Genomic DNA, 19,865 nt, shown 5'->3' with positions numbered 1-19,865 from the left:
TTTCAAATGTCAAGAAAAAACCATATTTCGTGGTAATTTTTTATCAATATTTTTAAGCCTTATAAAAATAATAGTTTATGTTAAACAACCTATTAAAAACTAAACTTTTTATAGTTATAGTATCTCTAACTATATTTATTACTTTGCTAAATTTTAGTATATTTTATATTTTGGTGCCGGGTAATCTTACTCAAAATAAAACAATAATTATTGAACCTAAATTATCCGTAAATCAAATAGTTACAAAACTTTATTCTAATGAAGTAATCAAATATCCAAGAATTTTTAAGGTAATTGCTAAAATTTATTCTATAAAAAGACCTCTTAAAAGTGGTGAATATGTGTTTACTCGTAATATATCGCCTCTGCAAACTTTAAGAATATTAGCAAGTGGTAAATCTATAATACACAAGATAATTGTCCCGGAAGGCACGGTAGTTAGTGAGGTTATAAGGAAAATTAATGCAGAAAGTCGATTACTTGGAGAAATAAAAGGGATAATACCTGAAGGTTTTTTAATGCCTTCCACGTATTTTTTTTCTTACGGTGATCAAAAAGAGCAGATAATTGATCACATGAGAAATTTAATGTCTGCTAATTTAGATAAAGTAATGCAAAATCTTGCACCGGATTCTCCATTAAAAACTAGACTTGAGGTATTAACGCTAGCTTCAATAATTGAAAAAGAAGCCGGCTCAAATGCAGAAAAGCCTATTATAGCAGCAGTATTCATTAATCGTTTAAAGAAAAATATGAAGCTACAAGCCGATTCGACTACTATATATGCTGTGACTGAAGGAGAATTTAAATTAGCAAGAGCTTTAACAAAAAAAGATTTATTGCAAGAACTACCCTATAATACTTATTATATAAAAGGTTTACCACCCGGTCCGATTTCTTGTCCGTCGTTAAAATCTTTAGAAGCAGTGGTAAAATCTGCTAAAACGGATGCATTATTTTTTGTAGTTGACGGTAAAGGCGGGCATAATTTTTCTAACAATCTTAATGATCATAATAGATTTGTTGAAACTTATCGAAAAAGTTTGATTGAAGTACCTGAGCCGGCAATTGATCCTGAAAAACCATCTACTCGATGAACTTCAAAAATTGGCTACGTCGTCTTATAAGAGCTGTGGTGCTCATGTATTAAGTATACGCTCTGCTCTTTGCCTTATAGACTCCTTGCTCTTTTTGAAGTTGATTTGCGTATATTTTTATCTACTTAAGGGATGTTATCATGAATAATAGTGAATTTAGTAAAATAGCCGAGACAACAATTGCATATATAGCAGAAAAGATAGAAGAGCAGGATAAAGAAGCAAGTATAGATGTAGATTTACAAGGCGATATATTAAACCTTGATACTGATAAAGGGGTATATGTAATAAATAAACAAAGTGCCGCCAAAGAAATTTGGTTGTCGTCGCCGGTTAGCGGTCCTTATCATTTTTTTTATGAACAAGGCGAATGGACCAATAGAGCAGGGCTTGAATTAATGGCTATTTTAACTGAAGAACTTAATATTAAATTTGATACTCGCCCCACTTGAAAAATTAGCAACAATGTCTTTGTAAGACCTCGGATGCTGAACGTTTAATATACGCTCCGCTCCTCGGTTTACAGACCGATTACTCTTTTCCAAGTTAAACTTCGTATCACTACTCTTCATTTTACTTCGGAGTATATATGAAAGATTTTGAAACTGCCGATAGTGCCGAAAAAGTTTATGATTTAATAATAAAAAATGCTCCTACTCGTGCATCTATATTCATTGATGTTGACGATACGCTTATAACTCCTAAATCAAAAACTTTTAAGAAGCCGCCTTATAATCAAATAATTGATAGAATAAAGAAAAATAAAAGTAGTTATGACAATTATGAGGAAATTATCAGTAATTGGCGTTTGCAGCGAAAAGTAATATTAATTGATTAAGAGTGGGTAGAAGTTATAAACAAGCTCAAGGAAAAGTTTCCGGTTTATGGTCTTACACAAATGAATACGGGAGCATTCGGCAATATTCCTTCTATGCAAGATTGGTGATATAAAGAACTAAAAGAGCTGGGTATCGAATTTTCAGATAATGAAAAATTAGCAATTTATAATTCAAGACAAAAGGATGATGCTATTTTTTATAAAGGTATATTTATAACCGGTAATCGCTCAAAAAGTGGTACTTTATCAAAATTTTCTGAAGAGCTAAATGCTAGTTTTATTGTATTTGTTGATGATCGTGCGAAGCATATTGAAGATGAAAATTTAACAAGCGAACCTTGATCCTACACTTGCCGAATTTTAAGAATCCTATTTAATAGAAAACGCTAAATGGCTTGAAGACATAGAAGCTTATGGGCTAATGGTTAGGAAGTAATAATTAAATAGAATACATGCCTACATAGATATCGTCATTGCGAGCAGCCATATAGGCGGTGTGGCAATCCATAAAAAATAATAAAAATTCTGTAAATCAGAATTTTTAACTAGATTGCTTCGTCAATTATAAAATAATTGACGAAGCAATGATGACTCAGTATCCACGCAACAATGCCACGCAGGAATGGTATCGAGAGTCGCACAACACTCTAAATAATCCCTAAAATCCATGAGTTTTAAAAATGTACTTTCTAAAAAATTTTTTGATAATATTCATAATTCTAATTTCAAATCTAGTATCCGCAAATACTTATAGGCAGATAAATTACAAAATAACACCTTTGTCTACTACGTCTGTTTCAGCTATCAAAGTTGAGACGGAAATAATCGGCAATATGAGTGGTGAGGTTGTTTTAGATTTATCTTATGCATGGGCAAATGCCTACATATTACAAGCAAATCAAAAATGTTAAGCTAGAATATCCTATTGGAAAATTACAGTTTAGAAATCAAGACTCGAATGAAGCTATTTTAAATACAGGAAAAATCAATATTATTCGTTTAAGCTACGAAATATATCAAAAAACCGGTAATCCTTGTGATATCCACAAAGCAATAATGAGACAAAATTTAATTCATTCACCGGGTTATGGGCTTTTTGCTACTCCCGGTGATCTAAATGGAAATGATATAGTAGCGTTTAACATTGAATGGAATAATATTCCTGATAGCTGGGAAACAATATCAGATTATGGTCTTGGTAAAAGCGCGAAATTTAAAGCTATGCCGATTGAATTATATAGTGCAGTTTATGCAGTGGGTGATTTACGTGTTTACAAAATTGTCGATCAAAAAAATCCTGTATATCTTTCGTTACATGGTCAATTTGATCTTAAAGATGAAGAAATAGCTTCTTATATAAATAAAATTATCAAGGGACAAAGAACATTTTTCCATGATAATGATTTTCCTTATTATCTAATAAGCTTAATCGAGGGGAATCAACCTAGACATATGGGCGGAACGGGCTGAACTCATAGTTTTACTGCATTTATTCCTCAAGGTTTGGACAAACAGGATTATATAACGTTACTTGCTCATGAACATCTACATAATTGGACAGGGAAGAAAATACGTAATAACTTAGAACGATTAAATTATTGGTGGAGTGAGGGATTTACCGATTATTATAGCAGGATTTTAGCCTTACGTTCCAGTGTTATAACGCTTGAGGAATTTGTAGAAGAATTTAATAAATTCTTTGAGAATTATTATTTATCACCTATTATAAATGAACCTAATAATTTAATCGAAACAGATTATTGGCAAGATTATGCAGTACAAAGATTGCCATATTATCGTGGATTTGTTTTGGCACTTTATTTGGACAATTTCATTAAAGAGAATAATAAGAGTAAATCGCTGGATAATGTTATACTTGATTTATTTAAAACCTCAAAAGAACAAGAATTTTCAAGCGATTATTTAAAACAATAGTTAAAAATTATGTTCCAAAGGGCATAGATAAAGAGATAAACGAATATATAGAACAAGGTAAAACTATAGATTTAGCTAATGTTGCTAAAATGCTGCCGATCGAGAAAATAATAATGTGGGCATATGATTGTGGTTTTGATAGAGATGCTTTAATAAATAATTATACAATAAAAAATATTGACGAAAATAGTAACGCTTATAAATCTGGACTTAGAAACGGGGACATAGTTATAAAAATATGATTTTCCTAAATGGGGTTCTCCTGATCAGATAGTTACAATCAACACAATTGAAGGCGAGTTTCAATTTAGACCTGAAAGTGCTAATAAAAAAGATATATACAGGTTCAAGCCTACTTTGTCTAAAGAAGATAAGCTAAAAATCAAAAAGTTTTTTAACAGCTAAACCTTCTTTTTATCTTAAAGTATTATTAATTTTTTATTAATAATATCCATTGACACAACCCAACAGTTAAGTTATGGTTGCACCACGATTTAATTTTAAGGGGAAAAATCATGACAAAAAACTATACGGGGCCATAAACTTCAAAAAAAACATCTAGTTACTTTGACAGTACTACAATTCATTTTCAAAATGCTACCAAAGCTGCGACAGCTTTCACAATGTTATGCTACCTTAAACGGAACATGCTATTAATGTGATAGAAAACGGTGCAAAAACTGTATGTTCCGTTCAGGGTTTTGTTTCTGATTTGAACAACTCTAATTATTCTGTTGTATCTACATTTGCTCAAGCAACCGTAGCAAGCCTTGCAACTTTTGCTTATTACAATCCTCCGGTTCTTATCGGTGCTTTTACCTTAGGAGCAATTTTAATTTCGCCGTCCGATTCTATCGAATGTGTAGAAAATACAGTAAAAGCAGGACTAACTGCAGGATATGTAGCTTATGAAACTGTAGGAAGGTTTAGTAGCAGGAACAGCAGGTATAGTTTCTCTTATTGCCGATAAATATTTACGGTGATACCGCAGAGCTTGCCGGTGCTATTAATACTAACATGATATATGACAAGAGTATTATAGTTAAAATATTGTCATACTCAATCATCATTGCGAGGGGTTGCATGGCTTCTATGTCATTCCCGCGAAAGCGGGAATCTAATAAAACATATAAAAACTTGTTTTTATATGTTTATTTTACCAAATATACAATTTTTGTACCAATAAGATTATTTTTACTGGATCCCCGCTTTCGTGGGAATGACTAGAGAGAGTCACGCACTAGTTAAACGCTTTATTATCTCTTCTCTATCAATCAAAGGTAAAACGCCTGCGATTTCCGGTCCTGATTCTCTGGCGGTTAAAGCAAGGCGAAGAGGTAAAAATAACTCCTTACCTTTCCTGCCTGTTATATTTGTTATTTCTTTAGTCCAAATGCTCCAGCTATCTTTAGTGATTTCACCTTCCGGTAATAATTCTGCTGCTTGCTTTAAATATTCCTTATCTAAATTTAGATTTTCTACATTCGGAGCTTGATGGCAAATTTCCCACCAATCTTTTACATCACGTAATTTTTGCAAGTTAGGGCTTACCGATAACCAAAAATTTTCATCAATATACTCGGCATCTATTTCTTTAAGGCGTTCTTTTACTGTATCAAAATCTAAACTTATAAGTAATTTATGATTTAATCTTTCTAAATCTTCCGGCTGATAGATAGTTGGACTTTTAGAGAAACTACTTATCTCAAATTGATTTGCTAGCTTCTCCATTGATTTATAAGGCAAGATTTGTGCTGATGAACCAAGTAAACTAAAAAAGCTAGCGATTGCCATAGCTTCGATTCCGACTTCTTTTCTAAGAGTTGCGATCTCAAACCCTCCAACTCTTTTAGAAATTTTCTCATCTTTATTGATTATTAAACTTAAATGCCCAAAAGTCGGAGGAGTAGTATTTAAAGCCTCAAACATTTGAATTTGAATGGCGGTATTGCTAACGTGATCTTCACCCCTAATAATATGAGTAATATCATAATCAATATCATCAATAACTGAGCATAACATATAGGTCATACTACCGTCTGCTCTTATCACTATTGGGTCGCTTAAAGCCTTGCCGTCATATTTAACTTCGCCTTTGATCATATCATGCCAGCTAATCGGTTCATGATTTACCAAAAATCTATAATGCGGTTTTCTTCCTTGTTCTATATATTTCTTTGCTTGCTCTTCAGTTAGATTTAAGCTAGCTCGATCATAAATCGGTGGTAAACCTTTAGATAATTGAAATTTACGCTTTAATTCTAGCTCTTCAGGAGTCTCATAGCAGGCATATAATCTTTTTTTGTCTAGTAATAGATTTTTGATTGCATCATATCTACTTAAACGACTTAATTGATTAAATGTCTGATCCCAATTAATTTTTAAAAATTTTAGATCTTCCTCGATAGCGTCTTTATATTCCTGTTTACTACGCTCTAAATCCGTATCGTCAAATCTTAAAATAAACTGTCCGTTATGCTTCTTTGCATATAGCCAGTTAAGCAATGCTGCCCTGATATTCCCGACATGTAACATACCGGTCGGTGACGGAGCAAATCGTGTTATAACTTTTGTCATAAATAAGTAATTTTATTAATTGTCATCTCCCGTGGCTTGACCACGGGATCTTGTATCACAGCCTGTGTCCTGAGACCCTGTGATCCAAGTCACGGGGTGAAACCATTTACGCCTGTTTCTTCTCTAATTTCGCTTTATTCTCTTCAATTAGCTTCATCGCATCATCTAAGCTTAAATTTAGAAAATCATATTTTTTTTGCACCGAAATAAATTTACCCATATATTTTATGTAAGGACCGAATTTACCGTATCCTATCATAATTTCCTCGTCGCTATCTTTATGAATACCTATTTTTAGCGGTAAGCTTAGAAGCTTTAATGCTATATCAAGTGTAATATCATTTTGGTTCAAGCTAGCAGGCACAGGGCTACGTTTCGGCTTTACTTTGCCTTCTTGTTCGCCAAGTTGAATATAAGGTCCGTAAGGTCCTTTTTTCAGATATATTTCTACTCCGTCTTTATCCGTACCTAAAACTTTATTCTCATTAGGCATAGCGGCAGGCTCGCCTTCATTCTCGTTATTATCGTTACCGCTAACAATAGATTTTCTAAAAGTACATTCAGGGTAATTACTACATGCTAAAAACGCTCCGAACTTACCAAGCTTCAAGCTAAGCTCGCCCGTGTTACATGAAGGACAAACTTTAGATTCTTTATCCTCACCGAACAGGTGATAATCAAGGGCTTTCTGTACATAGCTAATAATCTCGGTTATTTTCTGCTCGTTTACTGATTCAATATTATGGTTAAAACCGCTCCAAAAATTATTTAAAGCAGCTTTCCATTCAAGTTTGCCGGCTGCTATTTCGTCTAATTCGTTTTCAAGTCCTGCAGTAAAATCATATTCAACGTATTTTTTGAAGAAACCGACTAAAAATACCGTTACCAAACGTCCAAGCTCTTCAGGTATAAATCGTTTTTTCTCAAGAGCAACATATTTTCGATCTTGTAAAACCGATAAAATACTAGCATAGGTCGAAGGACGACCGATCCCAAGCTCTTCAAGTTTTTTCACTAAACTTGCTTCTGAATATCTTGGAGGCGGTTCGGTAAAATGTTGATTTGGAATAACTTCTTTAGTTTTAAGCGGCTCTTGTTCTTTTAAAGGCGGCAGCATTTTATTTTCTTCTTCAGCTTCATCGTCCACACTTTCACGATAAACCTTATAAAATCCGTCAAAGGCTATAGTCGATCCGTTTGCTTTTGCCAAATATTCTTTATTTTCCGAAGCTAAATTTGCAACTACCAAATCCATTATAACATTTTCCATTTGGCAGGCTATAGTTCTTTTCCAAATCAACTCATAAAGCTTATAATAATCCTTTTCTAGCTTTTCTTTTAAGCTATCAGGAGTATAAGTAATATTTGTGGGTCTTATTGCTTCATGAGCTTCTTGAGCATTTTTTACTTTGGATTTATAAATTCTAGGGCTAGTAGGTAAATATTTATCGCCGTAACTTTTATCGATTAACTTACGTATATCTGCTATTGCATCATTTGATAATGTAACGCCGTCGGTTCTCATATAAGTAATAAGCCCTATAGTTTCCTTACCTATATCAACACCCTCATAAAGTTTTTGTGCTATTTGCATAGTCTTTTTAGCACTAAAACCTAATTTTCTTGCTGCTTCTTGTTGTAGTGATGAAGTAATAAAAGGAGGTTGTGGTTGACGTTTTTGTTGTTTTTTTTCTATCTTATCAACATGAAATTTTTGAGATTTTAATTTTTCGGTTAAATCTTTGGCGTTTTTTTCGTTAATAATTGAGAATTTTTCTAACTTCTGATCGTTTACGTGAGTCAATTTAGCAGTAAATAGTTCGTTATTACTATTTTGCATTTTAAGGCTAATATCCCAATATTCTTCTGACTTAAAACGCTCTATTTCATCTTCTCGCTCACATATTAATCGCAGAGCCACGGACTGCACACGTCCTGCCGATTTACATCCCGGTAACTTACGCCATAAAAGAGGTGAAAGGGTAAAGCCGACTAAATAGTCTAAAGCTCTTCTTGCTTGTTGGGCATTTACTAAGTTAGTGTCAAGTTTCCTAGGGTTTTCAACGGCATGAATAATTGCTTTTTTAGTGATTTCGTTAAATGCTACCCTTTTGAAAAAATCATCGGATTTAACTTGATTCTTTTCTTTTATTACCTCTGCAACATGCCATGAGATAGATTCACCCTCACGATCAGGATCGGTTGCAAGATATACTGCATCAGCTTTTTTAGCATCTTTAACTAAGGCATCTACATATTTACCGGCTTTATCGGAAATACCATATTTCATTGCAAAATTTTCATCAGGTAACACCGAGCCTTTTTTAGAAGGTAAATCTCTAATATGACCGAATGATGCAATGACCTTAAACTCATCACCTAAATATTTATTTATCGTTTTTGCCTTTGCCGGCGATTCTACTATTACTAATTTCATCTACTTATTATAAACTAATGAATTTTATTGCCGGCGTGACGCATTACTGTCCCGGCGAGTTCTAATTCTAATATTACCGTATATATGATAGGAAGCGGTAATGCTATTTCTTTTTGTAAATGTTCAAAGTCTATGGGTACTGCCGATAATGATTCCAATATAGCAGTACGCTCCTTTTGTGACGGTTCTTTAACATATTTCGTATTTACTGTGCCTAGCTCAACAAAATCCTTAAATAATCCATCATCTTTTTTCATAAATTCTTCATATTGCGGTAAATTAGCTACAATATCGTCTACTGGTTCCACTAAATATGCTCCCTCTCTAATCAATTTATTTGTACCTTGACATCTTGGATCTAAAGGAAAGCCGGGAACGGCACATATTCCCCTATTTTGTTCAAGTGCAAATTTTGCAGTTATTAATGAACCGGATTTTAAGCTTGCTTCTACTACCACTACTCCTAAGGCTAGTCCCGATATTATCCTATTACGCTGCTATCTATTCCTTGTGCTAACCCTGAAACGGTTATGTCTTTTACTAAATCATTTGCAATTTTATGAGCAAAGCTTCTTCCGTTTGCAGCAGCGTTTTTTGCGCCTACTATTGCAACACATTTATTATGATTTAATAACTCTATATTACCTTTATAGCTTAATATTGGCGGTGGATCATAAATTTCAAGTAATAATTTTGATATTCCGGAGATTTATATGCGATGATCTTAGCATTGTCTTTTTCAAGAAGCTCTAACTCTTTTTCAGCATCGCTTTTACTGAAAATTTTAATTGGTTTTGACTTTCCGCCTCGCAATGAAAAATCCGGAACGTTATCTATGGCAGTTGCTACATCACCGAATAATTTAATTAAACTAAAGAAAGTTTTAGGACCGATATTTCACTCCTAATAAGACGTAAAATATTAATTGTTTCAATATTATAAGATATTTTAGGAGCAGAAAATAATTCTTTCAACATTATTTAGGGTTATTTGATATTGCGTTAGTGCTGTATGTCATTCCTGCCTAGGCGGGAATCCAGTCAAGCATATAAAAATTTGTGTTTTTATATGCTTATTTTGTTAAATATGTAATTGTTTATCAATGTTAAGGTTATTTTTTCCTGGATTCCCGCTTTCGCGGGAATGACATCGAACCATGCAACAACACTAGACAAGCCACGGTAGGACAGTTTTCCACTTTAATAACACAGTAATATATTACAGCTTCTCTGCATGTGAGCTTAAATAATGTGCTATACCTTCATGTGATGGGGTAATTGCTTCCTCACCTTTATGCCAGCCGGCAGGACAAACTTCGCCGTGCTTTTGATGATGAGTTAAAGCATCGATTACTTTTAATGTATAATTAATATCACGACCGATAGGTAAGTCGTTAACTAGCATGTGACGTACTATGAAATCCTTATCGATTAAAAAAGTTCCACGCAAAGCAACACCGTCTTCATTAAGTACATTATATTTTGAAGAAATATCCTTTTTTATATCGGAAACCATTGGGAATTGTACTTGTCCAAGTCCGCCTTTATTATGCGGAGTATTTTTCCAAGCTAAATGGCTAAAATGAGAATCAACGCTAACAGCTACTACTTTAGTACGTCTTTCGGTAAATTCACCAAGCTTATTGTGAAATGCTATAATTTCCGATGGACAAACAAAAGTAAAATCTAGGGGATAAAAAAATAACACTATATTATCCCCTGCAGCATAATCGCTAAGTTTAAACTTATCGTCTATATTATTATTAGGCATAATAGTTTTAGCTGTAAAATCCGGAGCAGTTTTGCCGACAAATACTGACATATTCATAACCTTTTATTAATTAATAATCTGATATGATATATAAAAAGAATTATTATTACAATAATAATTCTTTTTAAATTGCTACTTATCTATTTTCGTTCCCGAAGAAGCTTTTAATTGGTTAAATATAGTTAATGCGCCGGTTACAAAACTACTCGGTTCTGAAAGATTGGCGGGTAAAATTACGGTGTTGGTATCTTTAGCCAAATTACCGAACGCACTAATATATTGCTCGGCTATTTTGAGAGCTACTGCATCACTTCCTCCCGTTTTTTGTACGGCAGTTGCGACAATCTCAATACTATTTGCTGTAGCGGTAGCGACTAAGCCTATTGCTTCAGCTTCACCTTTTGCCCTGTTAACTTGATCTGTATAAGAAGCTTCTGAATTCAGTACGATTTGTGCTTTTTCACCTTCTGCATGGTTAATTTTTGCTTGTCTATTACCTTCCGACTCTAGAATTTGAGCTCTTTTTTGACGCTCTGCCGCTACCTGCAATTCCATAGCTTTAAGTATAGTTTGCGGAGGTTGAATATCTTTAATTTCATAACGCATACATTGTATGCCCCAATTTATAGCAGCCTGATTAATAGCTGCTACAATTGCTACGTTTAAAGTTTCGCGCTCTTCAAAAGTTCTGTCTAAAGGGAGTTTACCGATTTCCGAACGCATAGTAGTTTGAGCAAGTTGTGTTATGGCATAGTAAGGATTATTAACACCATAAGATGCTGCCATTGGATCAATGATCTTAACATATAAAACACCATCTATAGATAATGTTACGTTATCGTTTGAAATAGCTGTTTGAGCGGTAACGTCTATTGCTTCTTCTTTTAAAGTATGTTTGTATGCTACTCTCTGAATGACAGGGATGAGTAAATTTAAGCCAGGCTGCAGTACCTTATCAAATTTTCCAAGTTTTTCTACTACCCATGCTTGTTGTTGCGGTACAACTTTAACCATTTGTATTATAACTAAAAGCGCTATAATACTGAAAATTAATAATGCATATTCCATAATTCAATACCTTTTTTTATTTCCACTCTATATTATTTTTAATTATAAAAAAAGGATTTAAGTTAAACGGTACTTAATTATATATTTTTTTTATCACTAAAATGGGTTTTAATTACTGTGAGTAAAGAAAGAATGCTTGAATATTCTTCAAGTTGTTCATTTACATTTTTTATCTCATTTAAAGCGCTATTAAAATCTTTCTGCAATAAATACGTTTCAGCAGCTTTATTTTGTTCTAGTGTTTTAAGTAAAATACTTTGTAAAAATCTATAATAATAGTCGTCTAGTTTAGGTATATCAGACATAATAATAAATCATATAATTATTGAGTTCTTAATTTATATATAAATTTTTTAATAATTCAATAATTTTTAACTAGATTAACATATTTACATATACTTAAGTCTTTATCTATTATGTCGGAATCTATATTTAAACAGTCAAGGATTGAATGAAATACATAATCATGGCTAATTTCGGTATTAGCATAATTTTTAATTGAAGATACTGATTTAGGATATTTGGCTTGAAAATCATCTGATACCCAAACTATAAGAGGTACGGTTATTTGTTCTGCAAGTAGTGGACCGCCGTGACCGTAATAACCATTTTCTCCGAGGGACTCGCCGTGATCAGATACATATAATAAAAATGCATTTTTATCTTTAAGCAAATCTATTAAATTAGATAAAAAAAAATCGGTATATAAAATAGAGTTATCATAACTGTTAACTAAAGCAAGCTTATCGCAATCACTTGCATCTCCCTTAACCTTAATAGGACAGGTAGGGGTAAAATACTCAAACTCTTTTGGATATCTCGCATTATAGTTCCAATGGCTGCCGGAAGTGTGAACTACTAAAAATTGTTTCTCTGAGTTTGTTATTATTTCTTTTATAAAAGGCAATATTTTTTCATCATGATCATTTAAAGAAAATAGGGCAGAGCCGCCCGGTACTATAGTAAAATTAACGTCATTATATATATTACTGAGGTCAAAATTTGCAAAACTCCTCATTAAAGTTTGAGTACCGATCCAGGTAGTATTAAAGCCAAGATTTGTTAAAATTGATAAAAAGCTGTTCTCTTGTCTACTATTTTCAATTTGACTTGCAGGATAACGTGAAAGTAACGACGGTACGGAAAGATAGGTAAGGTTAGAAGAAGATTTAGCTTTGAAAGAAATTAGGTTTTGAGTAGTCTTTAAGTAAGGAGTCGTATCTCTTTCATAACCGTTAATACCGAAATGATCAAATCTTGCTGATTCTCCTATAACTAAAACACCGATAATATCTTTATCTGACTTATCTATAAAGTTATATTGTTTGCTAATATCTATACATGCATAATTTTTATCACCGAAATTTCCGGCAAAATTAAGGTAGCTATTATGTAAATACTGAATGGGAAAATAATTTTTTAGTATCTTAAATGAAGGAGTAATAATATTATATACAAAAATAAGTAAGCAAGCGGCAGATAATAGTTTTATTACGAATGATTTAGAATTTTCGGCGGCAAAAGATTTGAGAGTATAAAAACAGGTAAAAAGGCAAAAAATTATCCATATTATTAACTTAATGCTGGTTAATTCATAAACTTCGTTTAAATCCGTTGAGAAAAAACTACCTATTACTTGTTTAGTAGGATTGATTTTGAAGAAATAAATGTAATAACTAGCAATAGCGGATGTTATAAATAAAAACCCCACGCCGATTTTTAACACTAATCTATGTACGCTAAGACCGAAAAATGCTATAAAAGAAAATATATAAATATAGCAAAAATCTTTTGATAACTCTAATATCCCTCTAAAGATTGTTGCTTTATAATAATCAAATTTATAAATCAATATTACGGTATTAAATAATAAACAATAAATAAAGGCTAAAATCGCCGATAATTTAATTAATTTCGTATCTAAATGTTTCTGAATAGTTTTTAGCATAAATAATAATTAATAAAGTAATTTTTATAACTATCATGATCATAAAAAATCTTCAAGAATTTTATCGGCTTTTAATACCAAATGCTCCGCTTATCGCTATTGATTACGGAAGTAAAAAATTAGGAATCGCATTATCTAATCAAGAACGTAGTATTGCTATGCCCTTAAATACTATAACCGAGATAAATAAAAAAATTGTTATTACTCCCTTGCTTAATATCATCGAGAAATATAAAGTTTGCGGTGTTATAATAGGTCTACCGATTGATATGAGCGGAGCAGTAACGGAGCAAACAAATATAGTGATGAAATTTGCTGAAGAGCTAGCAAAATCTATAAACTTGCCTATATATTTACAAGATGAAAGATTAACTACCAAAGCTGCAAATAATTTCCTTAAATCGTTTGGAGTGAAAAGAAAAGACCGTAATAATAACGATGATGCAGTAGCTGCTAGTATGATTCTTGAAACTGTGCTTGATTCTATAAAAAATATTTAATTAGGGAAGAATTGAGGAGTTGTTGCATGGATCGAAAAATCTACTCAATGTCATCCCCGCGAAAGCGGGGATCCAGTACAATAACTTCAATATTGATATAGAAGTTGCATATTTGACAAAATAAACCTATAAAAACTTGTTTTTATAGGTTTTACTGGATTCCCGCCTACGCGGGAATGACATAAAACGGTCCATGCAACAAAGCCAAGAATAAATTACCTCCTATTTCACTGGGACAAATTTTACTAGCAGAATTTATGGAACCTATGGGGATGAGTCAAAGCAAACTTGCTCGTGATATTGATGTACCCGTTACTAGGATCAATAATATAATTAAGCATCATCGTTCAATTGCCGCTGATATAGCCCTTAGTTTGGGTAAGTATTTCAATATTAATCCTCGTTGGTGGAGGAATATGCAAGACCAATGTGATTTAGAGCTTGCAGAAGATGAAGGTTGGAAAATTACAGAAGATAGAATAAGAACCTTTTCTATGGCAAGTTAATTATTTATAACTCAATATTGTTACGCACTCAAAACACTATTGTAAAGATATATTATTTATGATAGAACCGATTCGGTAAAAATAAATAAAATATATTATGAAAATATTAATTTTAGGTGTTACCGGTATGCTAGGTAATAGCATATTCAGGTTTTTAAGTAGTGATAAAAAATTTGACATTTTTGCGACAGCCCGAAATAATTCAGCTCGTTCTTACTTTTCTAAGGATTTATCCGATAAATTAATTACAAATGTAGATGTTGAGAACCATGATGAGTTAGTTGAGGTATTTAATCAAACAAAACCCGATATAGTAATAAATTGTATAGGGCTTGTAAAACAATTGGCAGATGCTAATGATCCGTTAAAAGCATTACCGATAAATAGTTTGCTGCCTCATAGGCTAGCTAATTTATGTAAACTAGCCAATTCAAGGTTAATCCATATTAGTACTGATTGTGTGTTTTCAGGAAAAAAAGGTAATTATAAGGAAAGCGATTTTTCTGACTGTTATGACCTTTACGGTCGTTCAAAATTTCTTGGTGAGGTAGATTATCCGCATGCTATCACATTGCGTACTTCCATTATAGGTCATGAGCTAGCAGGCAATAGAAGCTTAATCAATTGGTTTTTAAGTGCAGAAGGTTCAGTGAAAGGGTTTGAGAAAGCTATTTATTCAGGATTCCCGACAGTAGAGCTTGCAAGAATAATAAGGGATTTTGTATTACCTAATAAAGAGTTGCATGGGCTTTATCATGTTGCCTCAAAACCGATTAATAAGTTAGAATTGTTAAAATTAGTAGCAGAAATATATAATAAAAAAATCGATATTATTTCGTCAGATGAGCTTGTAATAGATCGCTCACTAGATAGCACTCGTTTTAATGAGGTAACGGGATATACGTCTCCTGAATGGCGTGAGCTTGTAAAGCGTATGTGTGAGTTTAAGTAAATTGTCATTGCGAATATAGGCTTGTACACGGAATCCAGCATAAAGTGAGATAAATCGAGCTTTTTATGTTTGTATTTTTTATAACTGGACCCTGTGGACAAGCCACAGGATGACTATCTTAGGGTGTTTCTCGATTGACAGAATGAATAATAACAAAATAGGTATTTATATATAATGTTTGTAGATACAACTTTAATGATTACAGGAGGCACCGGTTCGTTTGGTAATGCGGTGCTTTCTCGTTTTCTTAAATCCGATATTATTAACGATATTAAGGAAATTCGTATTTACAGTAGAGATGAAAAAAAGCAAGAGGATATGCGTATTGCTTTAAATAATCCGAAACTTAAATTCTATATCGGGGACGTACGCAATTATAAAAGTATTGATGAGGCAATGCACGGTGTAGATTATGTATTCCATGCCGCTGCTTTAAAGCAGGTTCCGACTTGTGAATTTTATCCTATGGAAGCAATAAATACTAACGTCTTAGGTGCTGAAAATGTTTTAAGTGCTGCTATTAATAACAAAGTTACAAAAGTTATTGTACTGAGTACCGATAAGGCTGTATATCCAATTAATGCAATGGGATTATCTAAAGCATTAATGGAAAAGTTAGCAATAGCAAAAGCACGTATGCGTTCTCCAGGTGAGACTGTGCTTTGCGTCACTAGATACGGTAACGTTATGGCTTCTAGAGGTTCGGTCATTCCTCTTTTTATCAATCAAATAAAACAAGGTAAGGAATTAACCATTACAGAACCGTCAATGACACGTTTTTTAATGTCGCTTGTAGATTCGGTGGATTTAGTGTTATATGCGTTTGAGCATGGTAATCAGGGTGATATTTTCGTACAAAAATCTCCGGCAAGCACAATTGAAGTACTCGCAAAAGCGTTACAAGATATATTCGATAGCAAAAATGAAATACGTTTTATCGGTACACGTCACGGTGAAAAACATTACGAATCGTTAGTATCATCAGAAGAAATGGCAAAAGCTGATGATTTAAGGGATTATTACCGTATCCCTATGGACGGGCGCGATCTTAATTATTCAAAATATTTTGTTGAAGGTGAAAAGAAAGTAGCTCTTTTAGAGGATTACACTTCCCATAATACAAAACGTTTAAATTTAGAAGAAGTAAAAGAGTTATTACTGACTCTTGATTACGTACAAGAGGAGCTAAAAAATGCTTAAGGTAATGACAATTGTCGGTACTCGTCCTGAACTTATTAAACTATGCTGCGTGATTTCCGAGTTTGATAAATATACTAATCACATCCTAGTTCACACCGGTCAAAATTATGCATATGAATTACATCAGGTTTTTTTTGATGATATGGGAATTAGAAAACCCGATTATTTCTTAGAAGTAGCAGCAGATAATACGGCAAAATCTATCGGGCTTATTATCGAAAAAGTTGATGAAGTACTTGAGAAAGAAAAGCCCGACGCCGTTTTATTTTACGGTGATACTAATTCATGTTTATCGGCAATTGCCGCTAAACGCCGTAAAATTCCGATTTTTCATATGGAAGCGGGAAATCGTTGTTTTGATCAGCGTGTACCTGAAGAAATAAACCGTAAAATCATTGATCATATTAGTGACGTTAACATTACGTTAACCGAGCATGCAAGACGTTATTTAATTTTCGAAGGTTTACCGCCTGAGCTTATTTTTAAATCAGGTTCGCATATGCCTGAGGTCCTTGATCGCTTTATGCCTAAAATATTTGAGTCTGATATTTTAGATAAATTGTCACTTACCACAAAGCAATATTTCTTAATTAGCTCACATCGTGAGGAAAATGTTGATGTCAAAAATAATCTGAAAGAATTATTAAGTAGTTTACAAACGCTTATTAAAGAGTATAATTTTCCTGTAATCTTCTCAACACACCCAAGGACTAAAAAAAGGCTTGAGGATTTAGAGGGGTTTAAAGAACTTGGCGATAAAATAAGATTTTTGCCGGCCTTCGGGTTTACGGACTACGTCAAACTTCAGATGAATGCATTTTGTATTTTATCCGATAGCGGTACTATCACTGAAGAGGCGTCTATACTTAATTTACCTGCTTTAAATATTCGAGAAGCACATGAACGTCCTGAAGGTATGGACGCCGGAACGCTTATTATGTCGGGTTTTAAAGCTGAACGGGTACTACAATCGGTGAAAGCTATTACGGAAGAACACGAGAATAATAAACGCTTGCAAGATATCGTGCCGGATTATGCAGAAGCAGGACTTGTATCAAAGAAAATATTACGTATAGTTTTAAGTTATGTGGATTATGTTAACCGTACAGTATGGTTTAAAAAGTAATCCTATTCATTATTATCATATCAAAAACATGAAATTCTTTAAGTTAATAAAACTTAACACTTTATTTTTAAGTGTTTTTTTACTAATAACTCTTATATCTTCTTTTTGCTATTCCAAAGAAAATTCTTATAAAAAAATAGTTTTCCCTGTTAGTACAGAGACATTCGGCGGCAAAGGCGTATACGCAATGTATAATGAGATGAAAAAAATAGGTCATGATGTCAAAATTGTAATAGTACCTCATCCTCATCCCAATATTCAAGGAGGAATAGATACCGGGTTTATTAGTAAATTTGATACACAAGATGCGATATATCCATGCGGTAAGTATGCTTCTTATTCAAATGTTAATACAAAATGTGAAATTTCTGAACTAAAAAATTATCAGTCGGATTTTATCTTTACGCAAAACCCTTACGAAAATTTTCAAGGCTATATATCAGAACCTTTTACGGCTGCTAATTTGTATAAGAGCTTTAGAGGAACTAAAACAAAAATTATGTATATAGTCTATGGTCCGCGTATCTTTCATCAAAAAAATATTGATGATGATAAGTTATCAAGTTGCATAGAGACGGTATTTGTTGATTCAGAAAGTACAAAGGATATCTTTATTAGTAATTATAAATTTCCTAAGGATAGAGTTATTGTTTCAGGTTATCAACCATACTATGAAGTAAGAAATTATAATATTAAAGAAAAACCAAACTCGGAAACCATTTTATGGCTTCCTAGATGGGAATTATCATTTAAAAATAGAGATTTATATGAAGGAGGTTCTACTTTCTTAAATTATCACTATTTTTTCTATAATTATGCATTACAACATCCTAATATTCATTTTATTATAAGACCGCATGTTACACTATTTACCTATGCGGTCGGTAAAAATTACTTAAGCCAAAGTGATATGGATAATATATTAAGTAGATTTAACTCTTTAAAGAATGTTACTGTTTCTGCACATGCATTCAGGTCGTTACTGGATGATATAATGGTGTCAGATATTGTAATAAGTGATGGTACTTCATCTCTTGCTGAAGTAGTAGTTGCCGATAAGCCTATAATTTACTTAAGTAATGGTTGGAATAATGAATTTAATAGCAATGCTCTATCTAAAGAATTAAAAAAATATATGTATTTTGCTTATGAGCCGCAAGTTATTATTAACTATATAGAATTTATTAAGCAAAATCATTATTTATTTACCTTATCATGAAAATAGTAGTGGCAGAAATCAATTTAAAAAGATGCTTGATCCTGTAGAAAACCCTGCTGCATTTATCGCCGAATATTTATTAAAATTATAATAGTTTAAATAATTTATGTTAGAAGAAATTTATAATGATGGAGAAAGATTAATTCCTGGGGAAACTTATGATGTTTTAGAGGTAATGCGTCATAAAAGTAGCTATAAGATTTTTAAAAAAATTATAGAAGCCGATATACTTAAATAGCCCATTAATGCTAAATCAAAAAATAAAAATTTTAGATATAGGTTGTGGAACGGGACACGGAACTTTCATGCTTAGCGATATATTAGGAGTAGAAATTACAGCAATAGATATCAGTAAAGAATCTATAATTTATGCTGAACAAAATTATGGAGTATCTAATATACAATATATTAAATCTGATTTAGTTAGTTTTATTAAAAAGGCAGAAGAATATGATTATATTGTATCACGACATGCACTTGAGCATATTGAAGATGGGTTAAATCTAGCACTTAATCTTAAATATAAAAAACGATTAATAGTAAATGTACCTTTTAATGAACCGGAAGGGAATATACATCATTTAGTTAATTGAATTACTGAAAAAGACTTTGAATCATATCCGAACAAAGAATTTTTCTATGAAGGAGTAGATGGTGTAACTAATGACACGCATTCTAAAAAAATCCTCCTA

The 19,865-nt window shown here is 32.6% G+C and carries 22 protein-coding genes and 2 pseudogenes; 15 read left to right on the top strand and 9 right to left on the bottom strand.

Annotated elements, in window-relative coordinates; genetic code table 11:
- Positions 1-77: 77 nt before the first annotated feature.
- The 8 genes from mltG (at position 78) to O6R16_RS03680 (ending at position 4,840) form a co-directional block, all read left to right on the top strand.
- On the top strand, positions 78-1,097 hold the full coding sequence (mltG, locus tag O6R16_RS03715; RefSeq protein ID WP_499680054.1) for an endolytic transglycosylase MltG: 1,020 nt from the start codon (positions 78-80) through the stop codon (positions 1,095-1,097).
- A gap of 140 nt (positions 1,098-1,237) precedes the next feature.
- Positions 1,238-1,549, top strand: coding sequence for an iron donor protein CyaY (cyaY, locus tag O6R16_RS03710; protein WP_010977089.1), 312 nt, complete (start codon positions 1,238-1,240; stop codon positions 1,547-1,549).
- 137 nt (positions 1,550-1,686) lie between these two features.
- Positions 1,687-1,935 (top strand): hypothetical protein, encoded by a 249-nt coding sequence (locus O6R16_RS03705; RefSeq protein ID WP_499680053.1) that lies wholly within the window; start codon positions 1,687-1,689, stop codon positions 1,933-1,935.
- Positions 1,936-2,061: 126 nt separating this feature from the next.
- The gene (locus O6R16_RS03700) at positions 2,062-2,277 is read left to right on the top strand and encodes a DUF2608 domain-containing protein (protein WP_499680091.1); all 216 of its coding nucleotides are present in this window, start codon (positions 2,062-2,064) and stop codon (positions 2,275-2,277) included.
- A gap of 534 nt (positions 2,278-2,811) precedes the next feature.
- Positions 2,812-3,405: a hypothetical protein gene (locus tag O6R16_RS03695; protein WP_499680052.1), complete on the top strand. Its 594-nt coding sequence runs from the start codon at positions 2,812-2,814 to the stop codon at positions 3,403-3,405.
- Positions 3,406-3,438: 33 nt separating this feature from the next.
- A complete protein-coding gene (locus O6R16_RS03690; RefSeq protein WP_499680051.1) occupies positions 3,439-3,870 on the top strand; it encodes a M61 family metallopeptidase in 432 nt (143 codons plus the stop codon).
- 89 nt (positions 3,871-3,959) lie between these two features.
- Complete coding sequence (locus O6R16_RS03685) at positions 3,960-4,112, top strand: hypothetical protein (RefSeq protein WP_499680050.1); 153 nt, start codon at positions 3,960-3,962, stop codon at positions 4,110-4,112.
- A gap of 416 nt (positions 4,113-4,528) precedes the next feature.
- On the top strand, positions 4,529-4,840 hold the full coding sequence (locus O6R16_RS03680) for a hypothetical protein (protein WP_499680049.1): 312 nt from the start codon (positions 4,529-4,531) through the stop codon (positions 4,838-4,840).
- 263 nt (positions 4,841-5,103) lie between these two features.
- Here the strand turns inward: O6R16_RS03680 and gltX are convergent, their stop codons facing one another.
- From gltX to O6R16_RS03635, 9 genes are all read right to left on the bottom strand, one after another.
- Positions 5,104-6,447, bottom strand: coding sequence for a glutamate--tRNA ligase (gene gltX / locus O6R16_RS03675; RefSeq protein ID WP_499680048.1), 1,344 nt, complete (start codon positions 6,445-6,447; stop codon positions 5,104-5,106).
- A 106-nt stretch (positions 6,448-6,553) separates the two neighbouring features.
- Positions 6,554-8,884, bottom strand: coding sequence for a type I DNA topoisomerase (gene topA / locus O6R16_RS03670; protein ID WP_499680047.1), 2,331 nt, complete (start codon positions 8,882-8,884; stop codon positions 6,554-6,556).
- A 14-nt stretch (positions 8,885-8,898) separates the two neighbouring features.
- Positions 8,899-9,342 (bottom strand): DNA-processing protein DprA, encoded by a 444-nt coding sequence (locus tag O6R16_RS03665; protein ID WP_499680046.1) that lies wholly within the window; start codon positions 9,340-9,342, stop codon positions 8,899-8,901.
- Between the two features lie 23 nt (positions 9,343-9,365).
- A complete protein-coding gene (locus O6R16_RS03660) occupies positions 9,366-9,524 on the bottom strand; it encodes a DNA-processing protein DprA (RefSeq protein WP_499680090.1) in 159 nt (52 codons plus the stop codon).
- A gap of 14 nt (positions 9,525-9,538) precedes the next feature.
- Positions 9,539-9,721, bottom strand: coding sequence for a hypothetical protein (locus O6R16_RS03655; protein ID WP_499680089.1), 183 nt, complete (start codon positions 9,719-9,721; stop codon positions 9,539-9,541).
- 381 nt (positions 9,722-10,102) lie between these two features.
- On the bottom strand, positions 10,103-10,705 hold the full coding sequence (locus O6R16_RS03650) for a peroxiredoxin (RefSeq protein WP_499680088.1): 603 nt from the start codon (positions 10,703-10,705) through the stop codon (positions 10,103-10,105).
- A gap of 81 nt (positions 10,706-10,786) precedes the next feature.
- Entirely contained in the window at positions 10,787-11,722 is a 936-nt protein-coding gene (locus O6R16_RS03645) for an SPFH domain-containing protein (protein ID WP_499680045.1), read from the bottom strand.
- 77 nt (positions 11,723-11,799) lie between these two features.
- Positions 11,800-12,027, bottom strand: coding sequence for a hypothetical protein (locus O6R16_RS03640; protein WP_499680044.1), 228 nt, complete (start codon positions 12,025-12,027; stop codon positions 11,800-11,802).
- Between the two features lie 56 nt (positions 12,028-12,083).
- Entirely contained in the window at positions 12,084-13,670 is a 1,587-nt protein-coding gene (locus O6R16_RS03635) for a phosphoethanolamine transferase (RefSeq protein ID WP_499680043.1), read from the bottom strand.
- A gap of 35 nt (positions 13,671-13,705) precedes the next feature.
- On the opposite strand from O6R16_RS03635, the gene ruvX reads away from it, so the two are divergent.
- The 7 genes and pseudogenes from ruvX (at position 13,706) to O6R16_RS03600 (ending at position 19,766) form a co-directional block, all read left to right on the top strand.
- On the top strand, positions 13,706-14,170 hold the full coding sequence (gene ruvX, locus O6R16_RS03630) for a Holliday junction resolvase RuvX (protein ID WP_499680042.1): 465 nt from the start codon (positions 13,706-13,708) through the stop codon (positions 14,168-14,170).
- Positions 14,171-14,442: 272 nt separating this feature from the next.
- Complete coding sequence (locus O6R16_RS03625) at positions 14,443-14,676, top strand: HigA family addiction module antitoxin (protein WP_499680041.1); 234 nt, start codon at positions 14,443-14,445, stop codon at positions 14,674-14,676.
- Positions 14,677-14,773: 97 nt separating this feature from the next.
- Positions 14,774-15,628, top strand: coding sequence for a dTDP-4-dehydrorhamnose reductase family protein (locus tag O6R16_RS03620; protein ID WP_499680040.1), 855 nt, complete (start codon positions 14,774-14,776; stop codon positions 15,626-15,628).
- 174 nt (positions 15,629-15,802) lie between these two features.
- A complete protein-coding gene (gene capD, locus O6R16_RS03615; protein WP_499680039.1) occupies positions 15,803-16,828 on the top strand; it encodes a UDP-glucose 4-epimerase in 1,026 nt (341 codons plus the stop codon).
- Positions 16,821-17,954 carry a non-hydrolyzing UDP-N-acetylglucosamine 2-epimerase gene (wecB, locus tag O6R16_RS03610; RefSeq protein ID WP_499680038.1) on the top strand — a complete coding sequence of 378 codons (1,134 nt, stop codon included), beginning with the start codon at positions 16,821-16,823 and terminating at the stop codon, positions 17,952-17,954. The genes capD and wecB overlap by 8 nt, the downstream gene beginning before the upstream one ends.
- Positions 17,914-19,264: pseudogene (locus O6R16_RS03605) on the top strand (CDP-glycerol glycerophosphotransferase family protein). Before wecB ends, O6R16_RS03605 begins: the two are co-directional and overlap by 41 nt.
- A gap of 15 nt (positions 19,265-19,279) precedes the next feature.
- Positions 19,280-19,766: pseudogene (locus O6R16_RS03600) on the top strand (class I SAM-dependent methyltransferase).
- Positions 19,767-19,865: the final 99 nt, after the last annotated feature.

This window comes from Candidatus Rickettsia tasmaniensis (assembly GCF_036857515.1).
GTDB classification, from domain to species: Bacteria; Pseudomonadota; Alphaproteobacteria; order Rickettsiales; family Rickettsiaceae; genus Rickettsia; species Rickettsia rickettsii.
This window is presented reverse-complemented; position numbering and strand designations above follow the sequence as displayed.